Source organism: Rhodococcus kronopolitis (assembly GCF_042654025.1).
Classification (GTDB): Bacteria; Actinomycetota; Actinomycetes; order Mycobacteriales; family Mycobacteriaceae; genus Rhodococcus_G; species Rhodococcus_G kronopolitis.
The window spans coordinates 138,782-154,973 of record NZ_JBHSFO010000010.1 but is presented as its reverse complement, the minus strand read 5'-3'; the positions used below and the strand labels follow the sequence as shown (position 1 = coordinate 154,973).

Below are 16,192 nucleotides of genomic sequence, written 5' to 3'. Positions count from 1 at the left end.
TCGATGACAGTTCCGGGACGGTGCTCGCGAGTTCGGTTTCGTCGAGTCGCCATGCCTCGACCCGGGTGGGGTCGGTGAGCATGGCGTCGATTTCCATACACCACACGATACTCGCACATACATTCGATAACAATGATGTTTCGCCAGGTGAACGGCCCGGACGTAGTGGTGCAATGTTCGCGCGAGGGGTCGACCCTAAGGTCTGGACAATCCCTGGGCGGGCGAATCAGGAGGCTTCCCGGGGTTGGCGCTCGGCCGCCCTGGTCAGGTGGGCGCGGAGGGCGTCGGCAACGATCTCGGGGTTCTCGAGCATCGGGATGTGGCCGACGCCCGGCAGGGTGACCTCCTCGACGTGGTCGGGCAGTTCGTCGACCAGGCGCTGGATGCACTCGTTCCGTGTGACGAAGTTGTCGTACTCGGAGAGCATCAATGTTGTCGGAACTGCGACCCGACGGATGTCCTGGTCCTTGAGCGGTCCATCGCGCAGCCCGGCCAACAGCATCGGCAGGTAGATGGGGCAGTGGGAGACCGCGCGGATCGTGTTTGCCGCGTCATCGGGGGTGACCGCCGTCATGTCGCGGGCGCAGTTTCGGATGATCGGGCGTTGAAAGATCTCGCGGGTTGTCACTCGATCACCGAACGCGCGGGCAGCAGCCGCGAGCGGAAACTGTGCAGTGAATCCCACTCCGACGCGGAACTCGGTGTAGGAGAAACGTTTCCATCCTCCGCTGGGGTTGATCGCGGCGAGGGATCTCGCACGGCCGCGGCGCTCGAGTTCGAATCCAACCTGTCCGCCCAATGAGTTGCCCGCGATATGGCAGGTTTCCCAGCCGAGCTTGTCGAGTTCACGTTCGACGCCATCGGCGATCCCGCGGACCCCTACATCGCGCAGTCGCAGTCGAGGTCCGCCCCAGTGTCCCGGCATCGTCATCGCGAGAACGTCGTAGTCGCGCGAGAGATTGTCGACAACCCCGTGCCATACATGGTGCGACAAGGTGAATCCGTGCAACAGCAGCACTGGCTCACCCGATCCGGCCCGATTCACAGATGTCACAAGTCCCCCTCGTGCCTTGGATTCTCAGTAGTAGCAGGACAATCGAGTGGTGTCCATGGCTGGGTGCGGTTTGCTCGGGACGGAGTCGCGCGTGCCCTGACTACTCCGTTGTCGAGGACGGAACTACTACGGCGGAACCCGCCTGTCTGTCCCGCCTCCGTCGTCGAGCGGACAGTCGCGGATCCATCGTCACGACCAGGCGCGCCCACATTGGGAAGCGGCCGGCGATCGGCCCGTCCCTGTAGGCGATCAGTTGACGCCGCCACGCCCGGCGGCATCACTCCTGGATCATGCGCGCGCACAGGGGAGGCCGGCTCTGTGCCGGATCAGGGCGCGAGCGTGGCGAAGGACTGACGGAGAAGATCGACTACGTCCATGGTCTCGTCGGGCTCGGCCCAGGTGGTCATCGCGACGTCGAAGCAGGCCAGCGACGCCTGCACGAGTGTCTGTGCACGCAGCGCCGCGAGATCACCAGCGAGTCGCTCCTGCAGGAGCGGGGTGAGCAGGCTTGCCCACAGTAGGTGCTTCTCGAGATTGCGAGCACGTAGGGACGCCGCGCTCGTCAGGACGCGCATGGTCCGCTTGCTTCGTTGTTCGTCCCGGTTCGGTTGGGCCAGCAGGGCTTCGAACGACGCACGCAGGGAATCCCAGGCCGGTTCATCGGCCGGCCGCGCGGCGAAGGCGTCGCGGACGAACTCTCCCCAGGGAAGGAGGTCGCCGATGACGGCGTCTTCCTTGGCCGGGAAGTAGCGGTGGAAGCTGCGGGCAGAGATGCCCACCTCGGCGGCAATCTGTTCGACGGTGACGGCATCGAAACCCTGTTGAGCGAACAGGTCGATCGAGACCTCGGCGATCCGGGCGCGCACGGCCTTGCGCGTGATGTCGCGTAGTCCCGGATTCGATGAACTTTCCACGAGGGAAGCGTACAGTGCCCAAAGTGTCAGAGGCTGACACATGTGGCATCTGCTGACATTCAACGAAGGGCTTCATCGTGGACACTCGCACTCTCGGCCGGCAGGGCCTGACCGCTGCCGCCATCGGCTACGGAGCAATGGGCACCGCCACGGGCTACGGCCCCACTGACGACACCGAGTCGATCGCCGCGATCCGCAAGGCTCACGAGCTCGGCGTGACGATGCTCGACACCGCCGAGATGTACGGCTGGGGCGAAGGCGAGAGGCTGCTCGGACGGGCACTGGCGCCGATCCGTGACGACGTGGTCATCGCGACAAAGTTCGGTTTCACCCGCTCCTTCGGCCGCGACTCGCGCCCGGAGCACATCCGCGAGGTGGTCGAGGCCAGCCTGCGCAACCTCGGCGTCGACACGATCGACGTGCTCTACCAGCATCGCCCCGACCCGAACGTCCCGATCGAGGACGTGATCGGCACCATGAAGGAGTTCGTCGAGGCAGGCAAGGTCAAGTATCTGGGGCTGTCCGAAGCCGACGAGTCCACCATCCGATCCGCGCACGCGGTCCACCCGATCTCGGTGCTGCAGACCGAGTACTCGATCTTCGCGCGCGACGTCGAGCCACTCTTCCCCGTGCTCGAGGAGCTCGGCATCGGATTCGTCGCCTACTCGCCGCTGGCCCGTGGCTTCCTCAGCGGCGCGGTGGTCTCCCGGGAGAGCTACGCCGCCAACGATTTCCGCCAGCACGTCCCCTGGTGGGCGCCGGAGAACTTTCCTGCCAACATCGCCGTCGTCGACGAGTTGACCGCACTCGCCGCAGGCAAGGGCGTCACGCTCGCGCAGCTGTCACTGGCGTGGCTGCTGACCCGCAAGGACTACATCGTCCCGATCCCGGGATCCCGCAACCCGCAGCGCGTTGCCCAGAACGTCACCGCGGCAGAGCTGGTCCTGACTCCCGGCGATCTCGCCGTCATCGAGCAGATCGCCCCGACCGGTGGCGTCGGCGGCCGCATGTAGGTAGCCGCGGCACTCGGTTGCGACGAGACGCCAGGCCACGCAACTGTTCCCGGCGCCCCTGTTGAGTGGGGTGATGCCGGTGCGCCTACACGTGCAACCGGCTGCGCACCCCGTCGACGAACAGGGTCAGCCCGTAGTCAAACCGCGCAGTGCCGGTGGGGCTCTCGTCCAGGAACGCGTCGGCGAGCGGCGACGCGTCGGCGGTGAGCGCGCCGTGCGAGTCCATCTGCATGCGCGACTGCTCGTCCATGGTCTGACCGAGGATGTAGTAGAGAAGCGCGTCGGCGGCCAGCGGCGCCTCGTCGGCGGGCAGGCCGGCGTCGGCGCACGACGCCGTCAGGGTGGCGTGGGCATCGTTGGTCGCCAGCCGCGCCGCGTAGGACGCGGCCGCCAGCTCGGCGCCGTCGCGGTGGGCGAGCAGGCCGTCGCGCATCCGGTGGGCGAGGACGCGCAGCCGCTCGTCCCACGGGAGGGCCTCGAGGGGTGCGGCCACGAGGGCGAGCATCTCGTCGGTGATGGCCGCGAGCAGGGTCTGCTTGTTGGGGAAGTGCCAGTACAGCGCGCCGGGCTGGACGCCGAGCGAGCTGGCGAGGCGGCGCATGGTCAGGTCGCCGAGGCCGTACTCGTCGAGAATCGCGATCGCGCCGTCGAGCACGTCCTGCCTGCGTAGCTGCACAGTTCACATCTCCTGGGTTCGCGGGTCCGGGGTTCTCACGGTTGACACCATTCCACCATGTCCCTAACCTGAACGCCGTTCAACTTGTACGGTGTTCAAGTTACCGCACCAGCCCCGCGCAGCACAGCTTCCGAGGAGTTCTCCAGTGACCCAGGCCGCCGTCCGAACCGACATCCTTGCCGTCGCCCGCGACCAGGTCCTCGACCGTGGCGAGGGGCTCACCCAGGAGCAGACCCTCGCCGTCCTGCAGCTGCCGGACGAGAACCTCGAGGAACTGCTGAGCCTGGCCCACGACGTGCGGATGAAGTGGTGCGGCCCCGAGGTCGAGGTCGAGGGCATCATCTCCCTCAAGACCGGCGGCTGCCCCGAGGACTGCCACTTCTGCTCGCAGTCCGGACTCTTCGCCTCCCCGGTGCGCGCAGCGTGGCTGGACATCCCCAGCCTGGTCGAGGCAGCCAAGCAGACCGCGAAGTCCGGCGCCACCGAGTTCTGCATCGTCGCCGCCGTCCGCGGTCCCGACGAGAAGCTGCTCGCCCAGGTGGCGGCCGGCATCGAGGCGATCCGCAACGAGGTCGACATCCAGATCGCCTGCTCGCTGGGCATGCTCACGCAGGAGCAGGTCGACCAGCTCGCGGCCATGGGTGTGCACCGCTACAACCACAACCTCGAGACCTCCAAGTCGCACTTCCCGAACGTGGTCACCACGCACACCTGGGAGGAGCGGTGGGGCACGCTGGAGATGGTGCGCGCGGCCGGCATGGAGGTCTGCTGCGGCGGCATCCTGGGCATGGGCGAGTCCCTCGAGCAGCGCGCGGAGTTCGCCGCGAACCTGGCTGAGCTCAACCCCGACGAGGTGCCGCTGAACTTCCTCAACCCGCGTCCGGGCACCCCGTTCGGTGACCTCGAGGTGCTGCCCGCGTCCGACGCCTTGCGCGCGATCGCCGCGTTCCGGCTCGCGTTGCCGCGCACCATCCTCCGGTTCGCCGGCGGTCGCGAGATCACCCTCGGCGACCTCGGCGCCAAGCAGGGCATCCTCGGCGGCATCAACGCCGTCATCGTCGGCAACTACCTGACCACCCTGGGCCGTCCGGCCGAGGCGGACCTGGATCTGCTCGGCGAGCTCTCCATGCCGATCAAGGCGCTCAATGACACCCTCTAGGCCGCTGTCCTGGCTCGGGCCCGAGCCGGCCGCTCGGCAACTCGCCGAGCAGCAGTCGGACCCGGACGAGCGGTACAACCCCTACACCGGCCTGCGCCTGGTGCCCGGTGTCGAGGACTCGACGCCCGCCGCCGCGCAGCTCGGCCTGGAGCCGCCGCGGTTCTGCGAGGACTGCGGACGGCGGATGATCGTCCAGATCAGCCCCGACGGCTGGTGGGCCAAGTGCTCCCGGCACGGGGTGCGCGACTCGACGGCGCTCGGTCAGCGCTGACGGCGCGGTCCGCTCGGACACGGTGACCCACCAACTAGGGTGATCGACGTGACGACAGCAGCGCCCAGCCGCACCACCCGGCCAGAGGTCCGCGCCGCAGCCCGCATCGTGGTGGCGGTCACCGCCGTCAGCGCGCTCGGCGGCGTGGTGTGGGGACTGCTGGTCCCGGCGGAACGCTTCCTGGTGACCTCCCGCGGTGCGGCGTCGCTCACCGGGGAGAGCATGCACCGGTTCGACGCGGTCGCGCTCATGCTGTGCGTCGGCCTGGTCATCGGGGTGCTCTCGGCCGTCGCGGCCTGGATGTGGCGTTCGGTGCGCGGTCCGGTGGTGTTCGGCGGCCTGCTGATCGGCTCCGTCGTCGGCGCCGCGACGACGGCGCTGGTCGGACTCGGGATCGCGAACCTGCGCTTTCCCGCCCTCGACACCGTCGAGGTGGGGCAGATCGTGTCCGCGACGCCGGGGATCGACACCCCGCTGGCCCTGATCATGCAGCCCCTGGTCGCGGCCATGGCCTACCTGGCGATGGCCTCGCTCAATCCCAGCGACGACCTCGGCGTCGGGCAGGCCGCCGCGCCGGTCGTCGAACCGGCCGACCCGCACGACCGGCCCCTGCCGCGGTAGCGGTACTCACGGCGGCGGCGCCTGGGTGTGCTCGGGGACCAGCACGACCGGTCGTCGGCCGTGCTGGACCAGGTGCGCCGACACCGACTCACCCAGCAGCCGTTCCATCCGGGACATCAGGCCGTGGCGCGGTGCGCCGATCAGGATCATCGACGCGTCGTACTCGTCGGCCACCGAGGAGAGCAGGTCCGCGGGGTTGCCATGCTGCAGGTGGTACGTCCACCGCCCGGATATCGCCGCCAGCGCGGCTCCGGCCTCGGTGTGCTCGCGGGCGACGACGTCGGCGACGCGCTGTTCCCAGTCGGGGGAGTCGGGATCGACCGGCATGTCCTCGACGTCGACGACGTGGACGACGTGCAGGTGCGCGTCCAGGCGTTCGGTGAGCGCGGCCGCGTACGTCAACGCGCTGTGACTGGCCGGGTGACGGTCGTATCCGACCACCAGTCGCGTCGATGCGGGGCGTCCGTCCATGTCGACTCCTCTCCTCACAACCCGGCCAGTGCGAGACCGGCGCCGCCGCCGGCGACGGTCAGCAGCAGGGTGCCGAGCGCGTTGGCCAGCCCGGCCCGGTAACGCTGACGTTGGATCAGCCGCACCGTCTCGAAGCTCGCGGTGCTGAAGGTGGTGTACCCGCCGCAGAACCCCACCCCGACGATCGCCTGGACCTCGTGGGGGGCGCCGTGAAACAGCGTCAGGCCGACGACGAACCCGAGTAGCAGCGAACCCGTGACGTTGATGACGACGGTGGCCCACGGGAACTCGGTCGCGCGCCGCGACCGGATCGCGCCGTCGAGGACGAACCGGGCCACCGCCCCCACGGCACCCGCGCCCGCGATCACGAGCGTCAACATCACGCGGTCGCCGCCCGCCGGGAGGCGACCCGCGCGCCGACCGCGATGCCGACCGCGGACGCGACAAGGCCTGCGAGCACGCTCGCGCCCGCGTAGCTCACCGCCGCCCACCAGTGGTGGCCACGCACCAGCAGGTCCGTGTCGAGCGCGAGGGTGCTGTAGGTGGTGAACGAGCCGAGCGCGCCGGTGCCCACCGCGAGGCGGACCCGTTGCCGCCAGCCGGAATCCGGGCCGAGCCGGATCAGTGCCTCGAGCAGCAGACCCAGCAGGAACGCGCCGGAGACGTTGATCGCGAACGTCGTCGCCGGCCACCCTCCGGCGGTCTCCGGGAACGCCACCCCCAGCCGGTAGCGAGCGAGGGCGCCGAGGAAGCCGCCGGCCGCCACCGCCGCGATCGACGACGGCCGCACGTGCAGCGGAGCTGGGGTGGGGGTGGCGGTGCCGGCCCCGAGCGGCAGATCCCGGTGCGGTCCGAGGTGATCTGACATGCACAGACTCCTTCCGTCGGGGGAAGGAGCCATCAGCCTCGGACGAGGCGGTTCGGGTAATCGTGAGACCGCCCAGGCGGAGATCCATCGCCGAGTCGAATCATAGCGGTGGCGCAGCCCGGACGGCGGTCGTGGAGACCGACTCAGGTCGGTGGTCGCAGGGCGGCGAACTCGTCGGTGACGCGCAGGCCCGCGTCGGTGAAGCGGTAGAGCGCCGGTGGTCGACCCCCGGCCCGGCCGGACGGTGCGGTGTTGCCGGTCGGGGTGAGCACGTTGCGCCGCTTGAGCACTCGCTGCAGGTTGGTCGCGTCGACCTGGTAGCCGAGTGCGGCGCAGTAGATGTCGCGCAGTTCGGACATCGCGAATTCGGGGGGCGCCAGGGCGAACGCGATGTTGGTGTACGAGAGCTTGGCCGCCAGCCGGGTGCGCGCGTGCTCGACGACGACGCCGTGGTCGAAGGACATCTCGGGCAGCGCCGAGACCGGGTGCCAGGCGGTGTCCGGCGGCAGGCCGGGGTCGGCGTGCAGGGGGACCAGCCCCAGGAAGGTCGACGCGATCCGGCGCGGACCCGGCACCCGGTGCGGGTCGCTGAACACCGACAACTGCTCGAGGTGGGCGACCTCGCGGACGTCCACCTTCTCGGCGAGCTGACGGCGCGCCGAGGTGGTCATGTCCTCGTCCTCGCGCAGCACCCCGCCGGGCAGGGACCAGGTGCCCTTCTGCGGATCGAGGGCGCGCTGCCAGAGCAGCACCGAAAGCTCGTCGTCGCCGGCCGGACCGCGGTGACCTCCGCCACTGTGCCGCCCGTCACCTGCGGCGATGGCGTCGCGGACCGGGCGAACCTGGAACACCGCGGTGAGGACTTCGTGGATGGTGTTACTATTGGGCACGTTTTCGATCCTAAGACGAAAACCTCGATTACGGAAATCCGGACAACTCGCCCGGGTTCGCGGTGAAGGAGAACGCCATGACGACCACGACGTTGTGGGAGGGACTTGCCTCGCAGATCCACGACGGCCCCGGCGGGTACGCCGGAGTCGAGGCGACTCCGGAGTGGGCGGCCGAGGTCAAGCGACTCGCGCGTGAGCGCGGCGCGACGCTGCTGGCGCACAACTACCAGCTGCCCGCCATCCAGGACGTCGCCGACCATGTCGGTGACTCGCTGGCGCTCTCGCGGATCGCCGCGGAGGCCCCGGAGGACACCATCGTGTTCCTCGGCGTGCACTTCATGGCCGAGACCGCGAAGATTCTCAGCCCCGGCAAGACGGTGCTGATCCCGGACGAGCGGGCCGGCTGCTCGCTCGCCGACTCGATCACCGCCGACCAGCTGCGTGAGTGGAAGGCCGAGTTCCCGGACGCGGTGGTGGTCTCGTACGTCAACACCACCGCAGAGGTGAAGGGCCTGACCGACATCTGCTGCACGTCCTCGAACGCCGTCGACGTGGTCAACTCGATCGACCCGGACCGTCAGGTGCTCTTCCTGCCGGACCAGTTCCTCGGCGCGCACGTCAAGCGGGTCACCGGCCGCACCAACATGCAGATCTGGGCCGGCGAGTGCCACGTGCACGCCGGCATCAACGGCGACGAGCTGACCGCGCAGTCCAAGGCGCACCCCGACGCGGAGCTGTACGTGCACCCCGAATGCGGTTGCGCCACTTCGGCGCTGTACCTCGCGGGCGAGGGCATCGTGCCCGAGGACAAGGTCAAGATCCTCTCCACCGGCGGCATGCTCGACGCGGCCCGCGCGAGCAAGGCCAAGCAGGTGCTGGTGGCCACCGAGGTCGGCATGCTGCACCAGTTGCGCAAGGCCGCACCGGAGATCGACTTCCAGGCCGTCAACGACCGCGCGTCGTGCCCGTACATGAAGATGATCACCCCGGCCGCGCTGCTGCGCTGCCTGGTCGAGGGCAAGGACGAGGTGCACGTCGACGCGGCGGTCGCCGAGCGGGCCCGCAAGTCCGTGCAGCGGATGATCGAGATCGGCAACCCGGGCGGCGGCGAGTAGTGATGCGCGGCCGCGAGGTGCCGGGCGGCACCGCGGTCCAGGGTGCGTCCTGGGAGGCGCACGCGGACCTGGTGGTCGTCGGCGGCGGGGTTGCCGGACTGACCGCGGCCCGCACCGCGTCGCTGCGCGGGTTGCGGGTGCTCACCGTCAGCAAGGGCGGGCCCACCGACACCGCCACCCAGTATGCGCAGGGTGGCATCGCGGTGGTGGCCCCCGAGGGTGACTCGGTGGCCGGCCACGTCCGGGACACGGTCGAGGCCGGTGCCGGACTGTGCGACGAGGCCGCGGTCCACTCGATCGTCGAGGGTGGGCCCCGCGCCGTCGCCGCGCTGACCGACCTGGGTGCGGTGTTCGACCTCGGCCGCGACGGTGCGGTCTCCCGCACCCGAGAGGGTGGACACAGCGTCCGCCGGATCATCCACGCCGGCGGCGACGCCACCGGCGCGGAGGTCCAGCGGGCCCTGAACGCGGCGGGGTTGCCGGTGCTGTTCGGTGCCGCCGCGGCCCGGGTGGTCACCGACGCCGCCGGGGTCACCGGCCTGATCGTGCTCTCCGACAAGGGTGTCGGCGTCATCCACGCGCCCGCCGTGCTGCTCGCCACCGGCGGTCTCGGCCAGCTGTACTCGTGCAGCACCAACCCGTCCGGGGCCACCGCGGACGGCATCGCGCTGGCACTCGGCGCGGGTGCCGCCGTCGCGGACCTCGAGTTCGTGCAGTTCCACCCCACCGTGCTGTTCGCCGCCGGTGGCGTCGGCCGCCGCCCGCTGGTCAGCGAGGCGGTGCGCGGCGAGGGGGCGAGACTCGTTGACGCAGAGGGTAACTCGGTGACCGATGGGGTGCACCCGCGCGGCGACCTGGCCCCGCGCGACGTGGTCTCGCGGGCCATCGCGGACCGGATCAACCGGCTCGGCACCGACCACGTGTACCTCGACGCTCGCCACCTGATCGGGTTCGCCGAGCGCTTCCCGACCGTGACGGCGTCGTGTCTCGAGGTGGGCATCGACCCGGCGCACCAGCTGATCCCGGTGGCCCCGGCCGCGCACTACTCGTGCGGCGGCGTCGTCACCGATGTGCACGGCCGCACCGCGGTGCCCGGCCTGTACGCGGCAGGCGAGGTGGCCCGCACCGGACTGCACGGCGCCAACCGGCTGGCCTCCAACAGCCTGCTCGAGGGCCTGGTGGTGGGCGAACGGGTCGGCGCGGCGGCGACCGAACGAGCCGGCCTGCGCACCGAGGTCACCGCCGCCGAGTTCCCCGCCGCGAGCCGGACCGGCCGTGCGCGGGTGCAGGCGCTGATGACCGCGCACGGCTCGGTCGTCCGCACCGGCGGCGGCCTGGCCGCCGTCGCGGCGGAGCTCGCACAGGCCCCGACGCTGACCTCCGCGACCGTGGCGGACCTCGAGGACGCCGCGCTGACCGAGACCGCGACCGCGCTGGTGCTCGCGGCGTCCGCCCGGACCGAGAGCCGCGGCTGCCACACCCGCAGCGACCACCCCGAGCGCACCGAAGCCTGGCGTCGCAGCATCGAGGTGCGCCGCGGTGCGTCCGGTGCGCTCGAGATCCCCGACCTGACCCCGATAGGAGCACGATGACCACGCTGGCCGCCGGCCTGGACCACGACGAGATCACCGCACTGGTGCGCGTCGCGCTCGAGGAGGACCTGCGCTACGGGCCCGACATCACCTCGACGGCCACCGTGCCCGCGGACGCGGTCGCGAAGGCCGCGATGGTCTCCCGCTCCGCCGGCACCATGGCCGGCATCGACGTGGGGCTGCTGGTACTCGACGAGGTGCTCGGCGCAGGCAACTACGAGGTGCTCGACCGGGTCGCCGACGGTGCCCGGATCGGGCCGGGGGAGTCGGCGCTGACGGTGCTGGCACCCACCCGCGGACTGCTCACCGCCGAACGCACCATGCTCAACCTGGTCTGCCACCTCTCGGGGATCGCGTCCGCGACCGCCGCCTGGGTCGACGAGGTCGCCGGCACCGACTGCAAGATCCGGGACAGCCGCAAGACGCTGCCGGGCCTGCGGTCGCTGCAGAAGTACGCGGTCCGGATGGGCGGCGGGGTGAACCACCGGATGGGCCTCGGCGACGCCGCGCTGATCAAGGACAACCACGTCGCGGCCGCCGGTTCGGTGGTCGCCGCGTTGCGGGCCGTTCGCGCGGTCGCACCGGACATCGAGTGCGAGGTCGAGGTCGACAGCCTCGCGCAGCTCGACGAGGTGCTCGCCGAGGGCGCGGAACTGGTGCTGCTGGACAACTTCGCGCTGTGGGAGACCCAGGCGGCCGTGCAGCGCCGGGACTCGCGGTCGCCGCGCACCAGGCTCGAGTCGTCCGGGGGGCTGACGCTCGACGTCGCCGCGGACTACGCAGGCACCGGCGTGGACTTCCTCGCGGTCGGCGCGCTGACCCACTCGGTGGCGGTGTTGGACCTCGGCCTGGACATGTAGTCGGCGTTAGTCTGGGGCCCGGACCGCGTCTTTGCGCGCATGAGCCAAGGAGATCGTGATGGCCTCTCGACTCAACCCGTACCTCAGCTTCACCGACAACGCCCGGCAGGCGATGGAGTTCTACCACGGCGTCTTCGGCGGCGACCTGGTGCTGAACACGTTCGGCGAGTTCGGCGACCCGGGCGGCCCCTTCGCCGAGCTGATCATGCATGCCATGCTCACCACGCCCCAGGGTTTCACCCTGATGGCGGCGGACACCCCGCCGGAGATGCCCTACGCCTCCGGGACGAGCATCACCGTCAGCCTGAGCGGTGACGACGACGCGGAGCTCCGGGGTTTCTGGTCGAAACTGTCGGAGGAAGGCTCGATCTCGTTCCCGCTGGAGAAGCAGATGTGGGGCGACGTGTTCGGCCAGTGCGTCGACCGGTTCGGCGTCGGCTGGATGGTCAACATCACCACGAAGCCCGGCCTGAGCGAATAGGTTCCGCGGTCAGGCTGCGGCCCGCGGCACCAGCGACAGGAAGGCCGCGGCGGCGAAGAACAGGCCGGAGAACACCCGGCCGGTGACGCGCTGCTGGCGCGGTGAACGCATGACGGCCAGCACCCGCGCGGCCAGGCCCGTGTAGCCGGTCATCACGAGGGTGTCGACGACGACCATGGTGGCGGCGATGATCGCGTACTGCGGTACCAGCGGCGCGGCCGGGTCCAGGAACTGCGGCAGCACCGCGAGCATGAAGACGACGGCCTTCGGGTTGCTGGCATTGACCAGGAACCCGCGGGTCACCAGCGAGGCCGCGGATCGGCCGCGCATCCCGGTGTCGGGTGAGACCTCGGTGGGCGTGGCCCGCCACTGCCGGATCCCCAGGTAGGCCAGGTAGGCGACGCCGAACCACTTGATCAGGGTGAAGGCGAGCGCCGAGCTGGCCAGCAGCGCGCCGATACCGGCGGCCACGATCAGGATCTGCAGCAGCAGACCGAGCTGGAGCCCGACGATGTTCCAGTACCCGTGGCGCAGACCGTGGTTGAGGCCCGACGACATCGAGGCGATGGCGCCTGCGCCCGGCGACAGGCTGATCACCCACGCCGCGCCGAGGAACGCCAGCCACACCTGCCAGGTCATGAGCCGAGATAACCAGTCATGAGCGAAGAGAATATGTCACAGCCCGGGCGTATCTTGAGTCGCATGGCCTCAGACGACGTCGAGACGGTTGACCGCGGTGCCCGGAGGGTTGCGCGCAGCGTGCTGGTCGCCGCCCCCGCCTCCGAACTGTTCGACCAGCTTGCGGACCCGCGCCGGCACGGCGACGTCGACGGTTCGGGCACCGTGGTCGGTTCGGTGTCGGGCCCGGACCGGCTGGCGCTCGGCGACAAGTTCTCGGTGTCGATGCGGATGTACGGGTTCCCGTACCGGATCACCTCCACCGTCACCGCGTTCGAGGACGGCCGGCTGATCGAGTGGCGGCACCCGTTCGGGCACCGCTGGCGGTGGGAGTTCGACGAGCAGGCGCCGGGGCAGACCCGGGTGACCGAGGTGTTCGACTACTCGACCGCGAGGATCGCGAAGTCGTTGGAGCTGACCGGCTTTCCCGCGAAGAACGCCGAGGGCATCACCGAGACCCTGTCGACGATGCAGAGCCGGTACCGCTGACGCCCGGCACCGACGGCGGCGTCAGGCAGCTCCGCGGCAGGTCGGCCAGCGAGCACACCGACTGCCGCGCCACCGGCCGGTAGTCGGCGGGCAGCCCGTTCGCCGCGACGATCTCGCGGTACGTGTCGACGGCGGCGGTGGGTCGCCGGGCCAGCGTCGGGTCGGTGAGCACGTCCACGGTGTAGAGACCGAATCGCGGCCGGTAGCTGCCCCACTCGTAGTTGTCGGTGATCGACCAGTAGTTGTAGCCGATCACCTTCGCCCCGTCGGACTGGGCGCGGCCCAGCCAGTAGACGTGGTCGCGCAGGTGGTCCGACCGGGTGTAGCCATCCGGCCGGGGTGCGCCGTCGTCGGTGGGCATCCCGTTCTCCACGATGTAGATCGGGAGCTCGGGGTACTTGCGGGCGTAGTACATCGCGGCGTGGTAGATGCCGTCCGGTTGCGGGCGGATGTCGAAGAACGCATCGGTGATCGCGTTCGCGGCGGTGACGTTGTCCAGCGAGACGCCGTAGTAGTAGTCGATGCCGACGAAGTCCAGCTTGTCCCGGACGCGGTCCGCGAACATGCCGTCCAGGGCGCCCATCGCGGCCGGGATGTAGGCGACGTTGCTCGACACCCGCGCCGCCGGGTCCACCCGGTGGATCAGGTCGTAGGCCGCGCGGTGCGCGCGGACCAGCCGGTCCAGCATCTGCGGCGCGTCGGCCAGCGTCAGGCCGCCGAAGGTCAGCTCCTTCTGCAGGAACACGGTGGCCTCGTTGAAGGTGATCCAGTCGACGCCGTCGCCTGCGTACCGGCCGACCACCCGCTCGGCGTTGGCCAGCCAGGCATCGACGGTGCGCTCGTCCGACCAGCCGCCGCGGTCCGCCACCCAGCCCGGGTAGACGAAGTGGTCGAGGGTGATCATCGGCCGCATGCCGTGGGCGCGGATCTGCCGCACCACGTCGTCGTAGTAGGCGAACTCGGTCTCGTCCCAGACGCCGGGCGCGGGTTCGACCCGCGCCCACTCGACGGAGAAGCGGAACACCTCGACCCCCAACGCGGCGGCGTTGGCGATGTCCTCGGCGTACCGGTGCCGGAAGTCCGGGCCGGCGCCGTACGGGTCCTTGGTCTTGCCGGACGCGGCGTAGCGCGCCCAGTTGCTGTCCGGCGGCGGGCCCTCGGCCTGGAACCCGGACGTCGCCACGCCCCACTCGAAGTCGGCGCCCAGGTCGGTCGGCGACGCCTGAGCGGGCGCTGCCGCGATCAGCGGCGCGGCCGCCACGGCGAGGACGATGGCGAGGGTTCGGACCACTGCGGGGCTTCGGAGAAACCGGAGTCGGGGCACGGACAGCAGGCTAGGTGGGTTTCGACGGGTTGTCCCCCGATTCGAGGAACGGTCAGCGCCGCCCGACCGTCGTCATGAGGATGCCGCCGAAGTCGATTCCGGACGGCTGGGCGAGCCACTCGATCCCCTTCGCCATGTCGTCCGCGGCCGACACGTCGCCGGCTGCGCGCAGCAGCGGTTGGAATCGGTTCAGCATTGCGCCGAAGAACTGGTCGCCCAGGCCTCCGTCGCCCAGCACGAACGGCGTACCGGTGAGCGTGACGTCGCGTAGCCCGAGTTCACGCATCGATTCCGTCGCGCGCCGCCCGTATCCGATGTCCGCGCCGAGGTGGGCGCGCATTGCTGCGTCGAGGCTCGTCATCGCGGCACGAACGGGTGGAAACGGAGAGGACAGCCCCGCGCTGATGTCCAGGCTGCCCAGGCACAGCCAGCCCCCGGGAACGAGCCACCCGGCCATGCGGCGCAGGATGTCGTCGCGGGCCGAGAGGTACTCGAGGACGAGCCGTGAATGAACCAGCTCGAACCCGGCGGCCGGGAAGTCCTCGACGGTGATGTCGTGCGCTGTCGGCGTCAGGTTGTGGATGTCGGTCGGCAGGAAGCGGACGTCCACGTCGGTGGCGACGACGCTGCCGTCGGTGGCACTGGCGGCGAGGCCGCGCGCGACCGATCCGGCTCCGGCGCCGACGTCGAGGCATCGCCAGGTTGATCCGACCTCGAGTGACTCCAGGACCGGCACGGTCACCGGATCGCTGAACGACTCGAGCAGTTGCAGTCGCGCAAGTTCGTCGGGCATGTCGTGCCCCAGCACGCTCTGAGCGTAGTTCTGCATCTTCGCCTCGTTCGCCCTGTGGGTGCAACCCCTTTGACGGTCGACACCGCGACCGGATCAGTCTCACAGAGGATCCAGGGCTCGCAGTGGAGGCGCGCGTGGATTTCAGGCGTTCGTGTCCGGTGGTGGTTTCGGCGGGTTGCCTCCGGACTCGAGGAACGGTCGGATCAGGTCGACCGGCAGTGGGAAGACCACCGTCGAGTTGTGCTCGGCGCCAACCTCGCTGAGGGTCTGGAGGTAGCGCAGCTGCAGTGCCGTCGGGTTGCGGCTGATCACGTCGGCGGCCTCGGCGAGCTTCGCGGACGCCTGGAACTCGCCCTCGGCGTTGATGATCTTGGCGCGGCGCTCGCGCTCGGCCTCGGCCTGCCGGGCGATCGCCCGCTGCATCGACTCGGGAATCTCCACGTCCTTGATCTCGACGGTGGTGACCTTGACGCCCCACGGTTCGGTCTGCAGGTCGATGACCTTCTGCAGGTCCTCGTTGAGGCGTTCCCGATCCGACAGCAGGGTGTCCAGTTCCGCCCTGCCGAGCACGGACCGCAGCGTGGTCTGGGCGATCTGCATCGTCGCGGCGAGGAAGTCCTCCACCTCGACGATCGCGCGGTCGGCGTCGAGCACCCGGAAGTAGGCCACCGCGGTGACCCGCGCCGGCACGTTGTCCCGGGTGATCACCTCCTGCGCCGGGACCTTCAGCGTCACCGTGCGCAGGCCCACCCGGACCATCCGGTCCACCACGGGGATCAGCAGCACCACCCCGGGGCCCTTCACCTCGAGCACCCGGCCGAGGCGGAACACCACGGCGCGCTCGTACTCGCGCAGCACCCGCACCGCGGTGCCGGGCACCACCAGTGCCAGCAGCACCAGGACCACCACGATGGCCAGAACGA

Annotated in this window: 20 protein-coding genes and 1 riboswitch; of the genes, 9 read left to right on the top strand and 11 right to left on the bottom strand. The window is 70.1% G+C overall.

The genetic code is table 11. The features are described from left to right. Positions 1 to 226 precede the first annotated feature (226 nt). Together ACFO6S_RS17065 and ACFO6S_RS17060 are read right to left on the bottom strand one after the other, a co-directional pair. Positions 227 to 1,018, bottom strand: a complete 792-nt coding sequence (locus ACFO6S_RS17065) for an alpha/beta fold hydrolase (RefSeq protein ID WP_378418985.1) — start codon at positions 1,016 to 1,018, stop codon at positions 227 to 229. Positions 1,019 to 1,380: 362 nt separating this feature from the next. Further along, a complete protein-coding gene (locus ACFO6S_RS17060) occupies positions 1,381 to 1,968 on the bottom strand; it encodes a TetR family transcriptional regulator (protein WP_378418984.1) in 588 nt (195 codons plus the stop codon). Between the two features lie 77 nt (positions 1,969 to 2,045). On the opposite strand from ACFO6S_RS17060, the gene ACFO6S_RS17055 reads away from it, so the two are divergent. After that, positions 2,046 to 2,981 (top strand): aldo/keto reductase, encoded by a 936-nt coding sequence (locus ACFO6S_RS17055; RefSeq protein ID WP_378418982.1) that lies wholly within the window; start codon positions 2,046 to 2,048, stop codon positions 2,979 to 2,981. A gap of 85 nt (positions 2,982 to 3,066) precedes the next feature. Here the strand turns inward: ACFO6S_RS17055 and ACFO6S_RS17050 are convergent, their stop codons facing one another. Further along, the gene (locus ACFO6S_RS17050; protein ID WP_378418980.1) at positions 3,067 to 3,657 is read right to left on the bottom strand and encodes a TetR family transcriptional regulator; all 591 of its coding nucleotides are present in this window, start codon (positions 3,655 to 3,657) and stop codon (positions 3,067 to 3,069) included. Positions 3,658 to 3,802: 145 nt separating this feature from the next. Between ACFO6S_RS17050 and bioB the strand changes: the two genes are divergently transcribed. From bioB to ACFO6S_RS17035, 3 genes are read left to right on the top strand one after another with little or no spacing between them, the layout of a single operon-like run. Then, positions 3,803 to 4,816, top strand: coding sequence for a biotin synthase BioB (bioB, locus tag ACFO6S_RS17045; RefSeq protein WP_378418978.1), 1,014 nt, complete (start codon positions 3,803 to 3,805; stop codon positions 4,814 to 4,816). 4 nt (positions 4,817 to 4,820) lie between these two features. Further along, entirely contained in the window at positions 4,821 to 5,087 is a 267-nt protein-coding gene (gene bsaP, locus ACFO6S_RS17040) for a biotin synthase auxiliary protein BsaP (protein WP_465269195.1), read from the top strand. Positions 5,088 to 5,135: 48 nt separating this feature from the next. Next, positions 5,136 to 5,708 carry a DUF2567 domain-containing protein gene (locus ACFO6S_RS17035; RefSeq protein WP_378418975.1) on the top strand — a complete coding sequence of 191 codons (573 nt, stop codon included), beginning with the start codon at positions 5,136 to 5,138 and terminating at the stop codon, positions 5,706 to 5,708. Between the two features lie 6 nt (positions 5,709 to 5,714). On the opposite strand, the gene ACFO6S_RS17030 is transcribed toward ACFO6S_RS17035, so the two are convergent. The 4 genes from ACFO6S_RS17030 to ACFO6S_RS17015 all read right to left on the bottom strand — a co-directional run bounded on the left by ACFO6S_RS17030 (position 5,715) and on the right by ACFO6S_RS17015 (position 7,937). Continuing rightward, positions 5,715 to 6,179 carry a universal stress protein gene (locus tag ACFO6S_RS17030; RefSeq protein WP_378418973.1) on the bottom strand — a complete coding sequence of 155 codons (465 nt, stop codon included), beginning with the start codon at positions 6,177 to 6,179 and terminating at the stop codon, positions 5,715 to 5,717. Between the two features lie 14 nt (positions 6,180 to 6,193). After that, positions 6,194 to 6,559 carry a fluoride efflux transporter CrcB gene (gene crcB / locus ACFO6S_RS17025; protein ID WP_378419005.1) on the bottom strand — a complete coding sequence of 122 codons (366 nt, stop codon included), beginning with the start codon at positions 6,557 to 6,559 and terminating at the stop codon, positions 6,194 to 6,196. Then, the gene (locus ACFO6S_RS17020) at positions 6,559 to 7,047 is read right to left on the bottom strand and encodes a fluoride efflux transporter FluC (protein ID WP_378418971.1); all 489 of its coding nucleotides are present in this window, start codon (positions 7,045 to 7,047) and stop codon (positions 6,559 to 6,561) included. Before ACFO6S_RS17020 ends, crcB begins: the two co-directional genes overlap by 1 nt. Positions 7,048 to 7,063: 16 nt before the next feature. Then, positions 7,064 to 7,148: riboswitch (Fluoride riboswitch) on the bottom strand. Between the two features lie 42 nt (positions 7,149 to 7,190). Beyond that, the gene (locus tag ACFO6S_RS17015; protein ID WP_378418969.1) at positions 7,191 to 7,937 is read right to left on the bottom strand and encodes an NUDIX hydrolase; all 747 of its coding nucleotides are present in this window, start codon (positions 7,935 to 7,937) and stop codon (positions 7,191 to 7,193) included. A gap of 77 nt (positions 7,938 to 8,014) precedes the next feature. Here ACFO6S_RS17015 and nadA point away from each other — a divergent pair, with 77 nt between their 5' ends. Genes nadA through ACFO6S_RS16995 form a run of 4 tightly spaced genes read left to right on the top strand, consistent with a single transcriptional unit; the run spans position 8,015 to position 11,985 of the window. Then, the gene (nadA, locus tag ACFO6S_RS17010) at positions 8,015 to 9,052 is read left to right on the top strand and encodes a quinolinate synthase NadA (protein ID WP_378418968.1); all 1,038 of its coding nucleotides are present in this window, start codon (positions 8,015 to 8,017) and stop codon (positions 9,050 to 9,052) included. 2 nt (positions 9,053 to 9,054) lie between these two features. Further along, positions 9,055 to 10,644, top strand: coding sequence for an L-aspartate oxidase (locus ACFO6S_RS17005; RefSeq protein WP_378418967.1), 1,590 nt, complete (start codon positions 9,055 to 9,057; stop codon positions 10,642 to 10,644). Beyond that, positions 10,641 to 11,504, top strand: a complete 864-nt coding sequence (gene nadC / locus ACFO6S_RS17000) for a carboxylating nicotinate-nucleotide diphosphorylase (RefSeq protein ID WP_378418965.1) — start codon at positions 10,641 to 10,643, stop codon at positions 11,502 to 11,504. Before ACFO6S_RS17005 ends, nadC begins: the two co-directional genes overlap by 4 nt. Positions 11,505 to 11,562: 58 nt before the next feature. Continuing rightward, positions 11,563 to 11,985, top strand: a complete 423-nt coding sequence (locus ACFO6S_RS16995) for a VOC family protein (protein WP_378418964.1) — start codon at positions 11,563 to 11,565, stop codon at positions 11,983 to 11,985. 9 nt (positions 11,986 to 11,994) lie between these two features. On the opposite strand, the gene ACFO6S_RS16990 is transcribed toward ACFO6S_RS16995, so the two are convergent. Continuing rightward, a complete protein-coding gene (locus tag ACFO6S_RS16990; protein WP_378418962.1) occupies positions 11,995 to 12,624 on the bottom strand; it encodes a LysE family transporter in 630 nt (209 codons plus the stop codon). A 63-nt stretch (positions 12,625 to 12,687) separates the two neighbouring features. Between ACFO6S_RS16990 and ACFO6S_RS16985 the strand changes: the two genes are divergently transcribed. After that, positions 12,688 to 13,152, top strand: a complete 465-nt coding sequence (locus tag ACFO6S_RS16985; RefSeq protein WP_378418960.1) for an SRPBCC family protein — start codon at positions 12,688 to 12,690, stop codon at positions 13,150 to 13,152. On the opposite strand, the gene ACFO6S_RS16980 is transcribed toward ACFO6S_RS16985, so the two are convergent. The 3 genes from ACFO6S_RS16980 to ACFO6S_RS16970 all read right to left on the bottom strand — a co-directional run bounded on the left by ACFO6S_RS16980 (position 13,112) and on the right by ACFO6S_RS16970 (position 16,187). Beyond that, a complete protein-coding gene (locus ACFO6S_RS16980; protein ID WP_378418958.1) occupies positions 13,112 to 14,443 on the bottom strand; it encodes a family 1 glycosylhydrolase in 1,332 nt (443 codons plus the stop codon). The two genes, ACFO6S_RS16985 and ACFO6S_RS16980, sit on opposite strands and share 41 nt — an antisense overlap. An 85-nt stretch (positions 14,444 to 14,528) precedes the next feature. Continuing rightward, positions 14,529 to 15,305 (bottom strand): class I SAM-dependent methyltransferase, encoded by a 777-nt coding sequence (locus ACFO6S_RS16975; protein WP_378418957.1) that lies wholly within the window; start codon positions 15,303 to 15,305, stop codon positions 14,529 to 14,531. A gap of 105 nt (positions 15,306 to 15,410) precedes the next feature. Further along, a complete protein-coding gene (locus ACFO6S_RS16970) occupies positions 15,411 to 16,187 on the bottom strand; it encodes a slipin family protein (RefSeq protein ID WP_378419003.1) in 777 nt (258 codons plus the stop codon). Positions 16,188 to 16,192: the final 5 nt, after the last annotated feature.

What these genes read in the sequence shown, in the direction of transcription:
- ACFO6S_RS16995 (WP_378418964.1), top strand. Translation starts at nt 11,563, where the DNA reads ATGGCCTCTCGACTCAACCCGTACCTCAGCTTCACCGACAACGCCCGG.
- ACFO6S_RS17020 (WP_378418971.1), bottom strand. Translation starts at nt 7,047, where the DNA reads ATGTCAGATCACCTCGGACCGCACCGGGATCTGCCGCTCGGGGCCGGC.
- nadC (WP_378418965.1), top strand. Translation starts at nt 10,641, where the DNA reads ATGACCACGCTGGCCGCCGGCCTGGACCACGACGAGATCACCGCACTG.
- ACFO6S_RS16975 (WP_378418957.1), bottom strand. Translation starts at nt 15,305, where the DNA reads ATGCAGAACTACGCTCAGAGCGTGCTGGGGCACGACATGCCCGACGAA.
- ACFO6S_RS17030 (WP_378418973.1), bottom strand. Translation starts at nt 6,179, where the DNA reads ATGGACGGACGCCCCGCATCGACGCGACTGGTGGTCGGATACGACCGT.
- crcB (WP_378419005.1), bottom strand. Translation starts at nt 6,559, where the DNA reads ATGTTGACGCTCGTGATCGCGGGCGCGGGTGCCGTGGGGGCGGTGGCC.
- ACFO6S_RS16990 (WP_378418962.1), bottom strand. Translation starts at nt 12,624, where the DNA reads ATGACCTGGCAGGTGTGGCTGGCGTTCCTCGGCGCGGCGTGGGTGATC.
- ACFO6S_RS16985 (WP_378418960.1), top strand. Translation starts at nt 12,688, where the DNA reads ATGGCCTCAGACGACGTCGAGACGGTTGACCGCGGTGCCCGGAGGGTT.
- nadA (WP_378418968.1), top strand. Translation starts at nt 8,015, where the DNA reads ATGACGACCACGACGTTGTGGGAGGGACTTGCCTCGCAGATCCACGAC.
- ACFO6S_RS17005 (WP_378418967.1), top strand. Translation starts at nt 9,055, where the DNA reads ATGCGCGGCCGCGAGGTGCCGGGCGGCACCGCGGTCCAGGGTGCGTCC.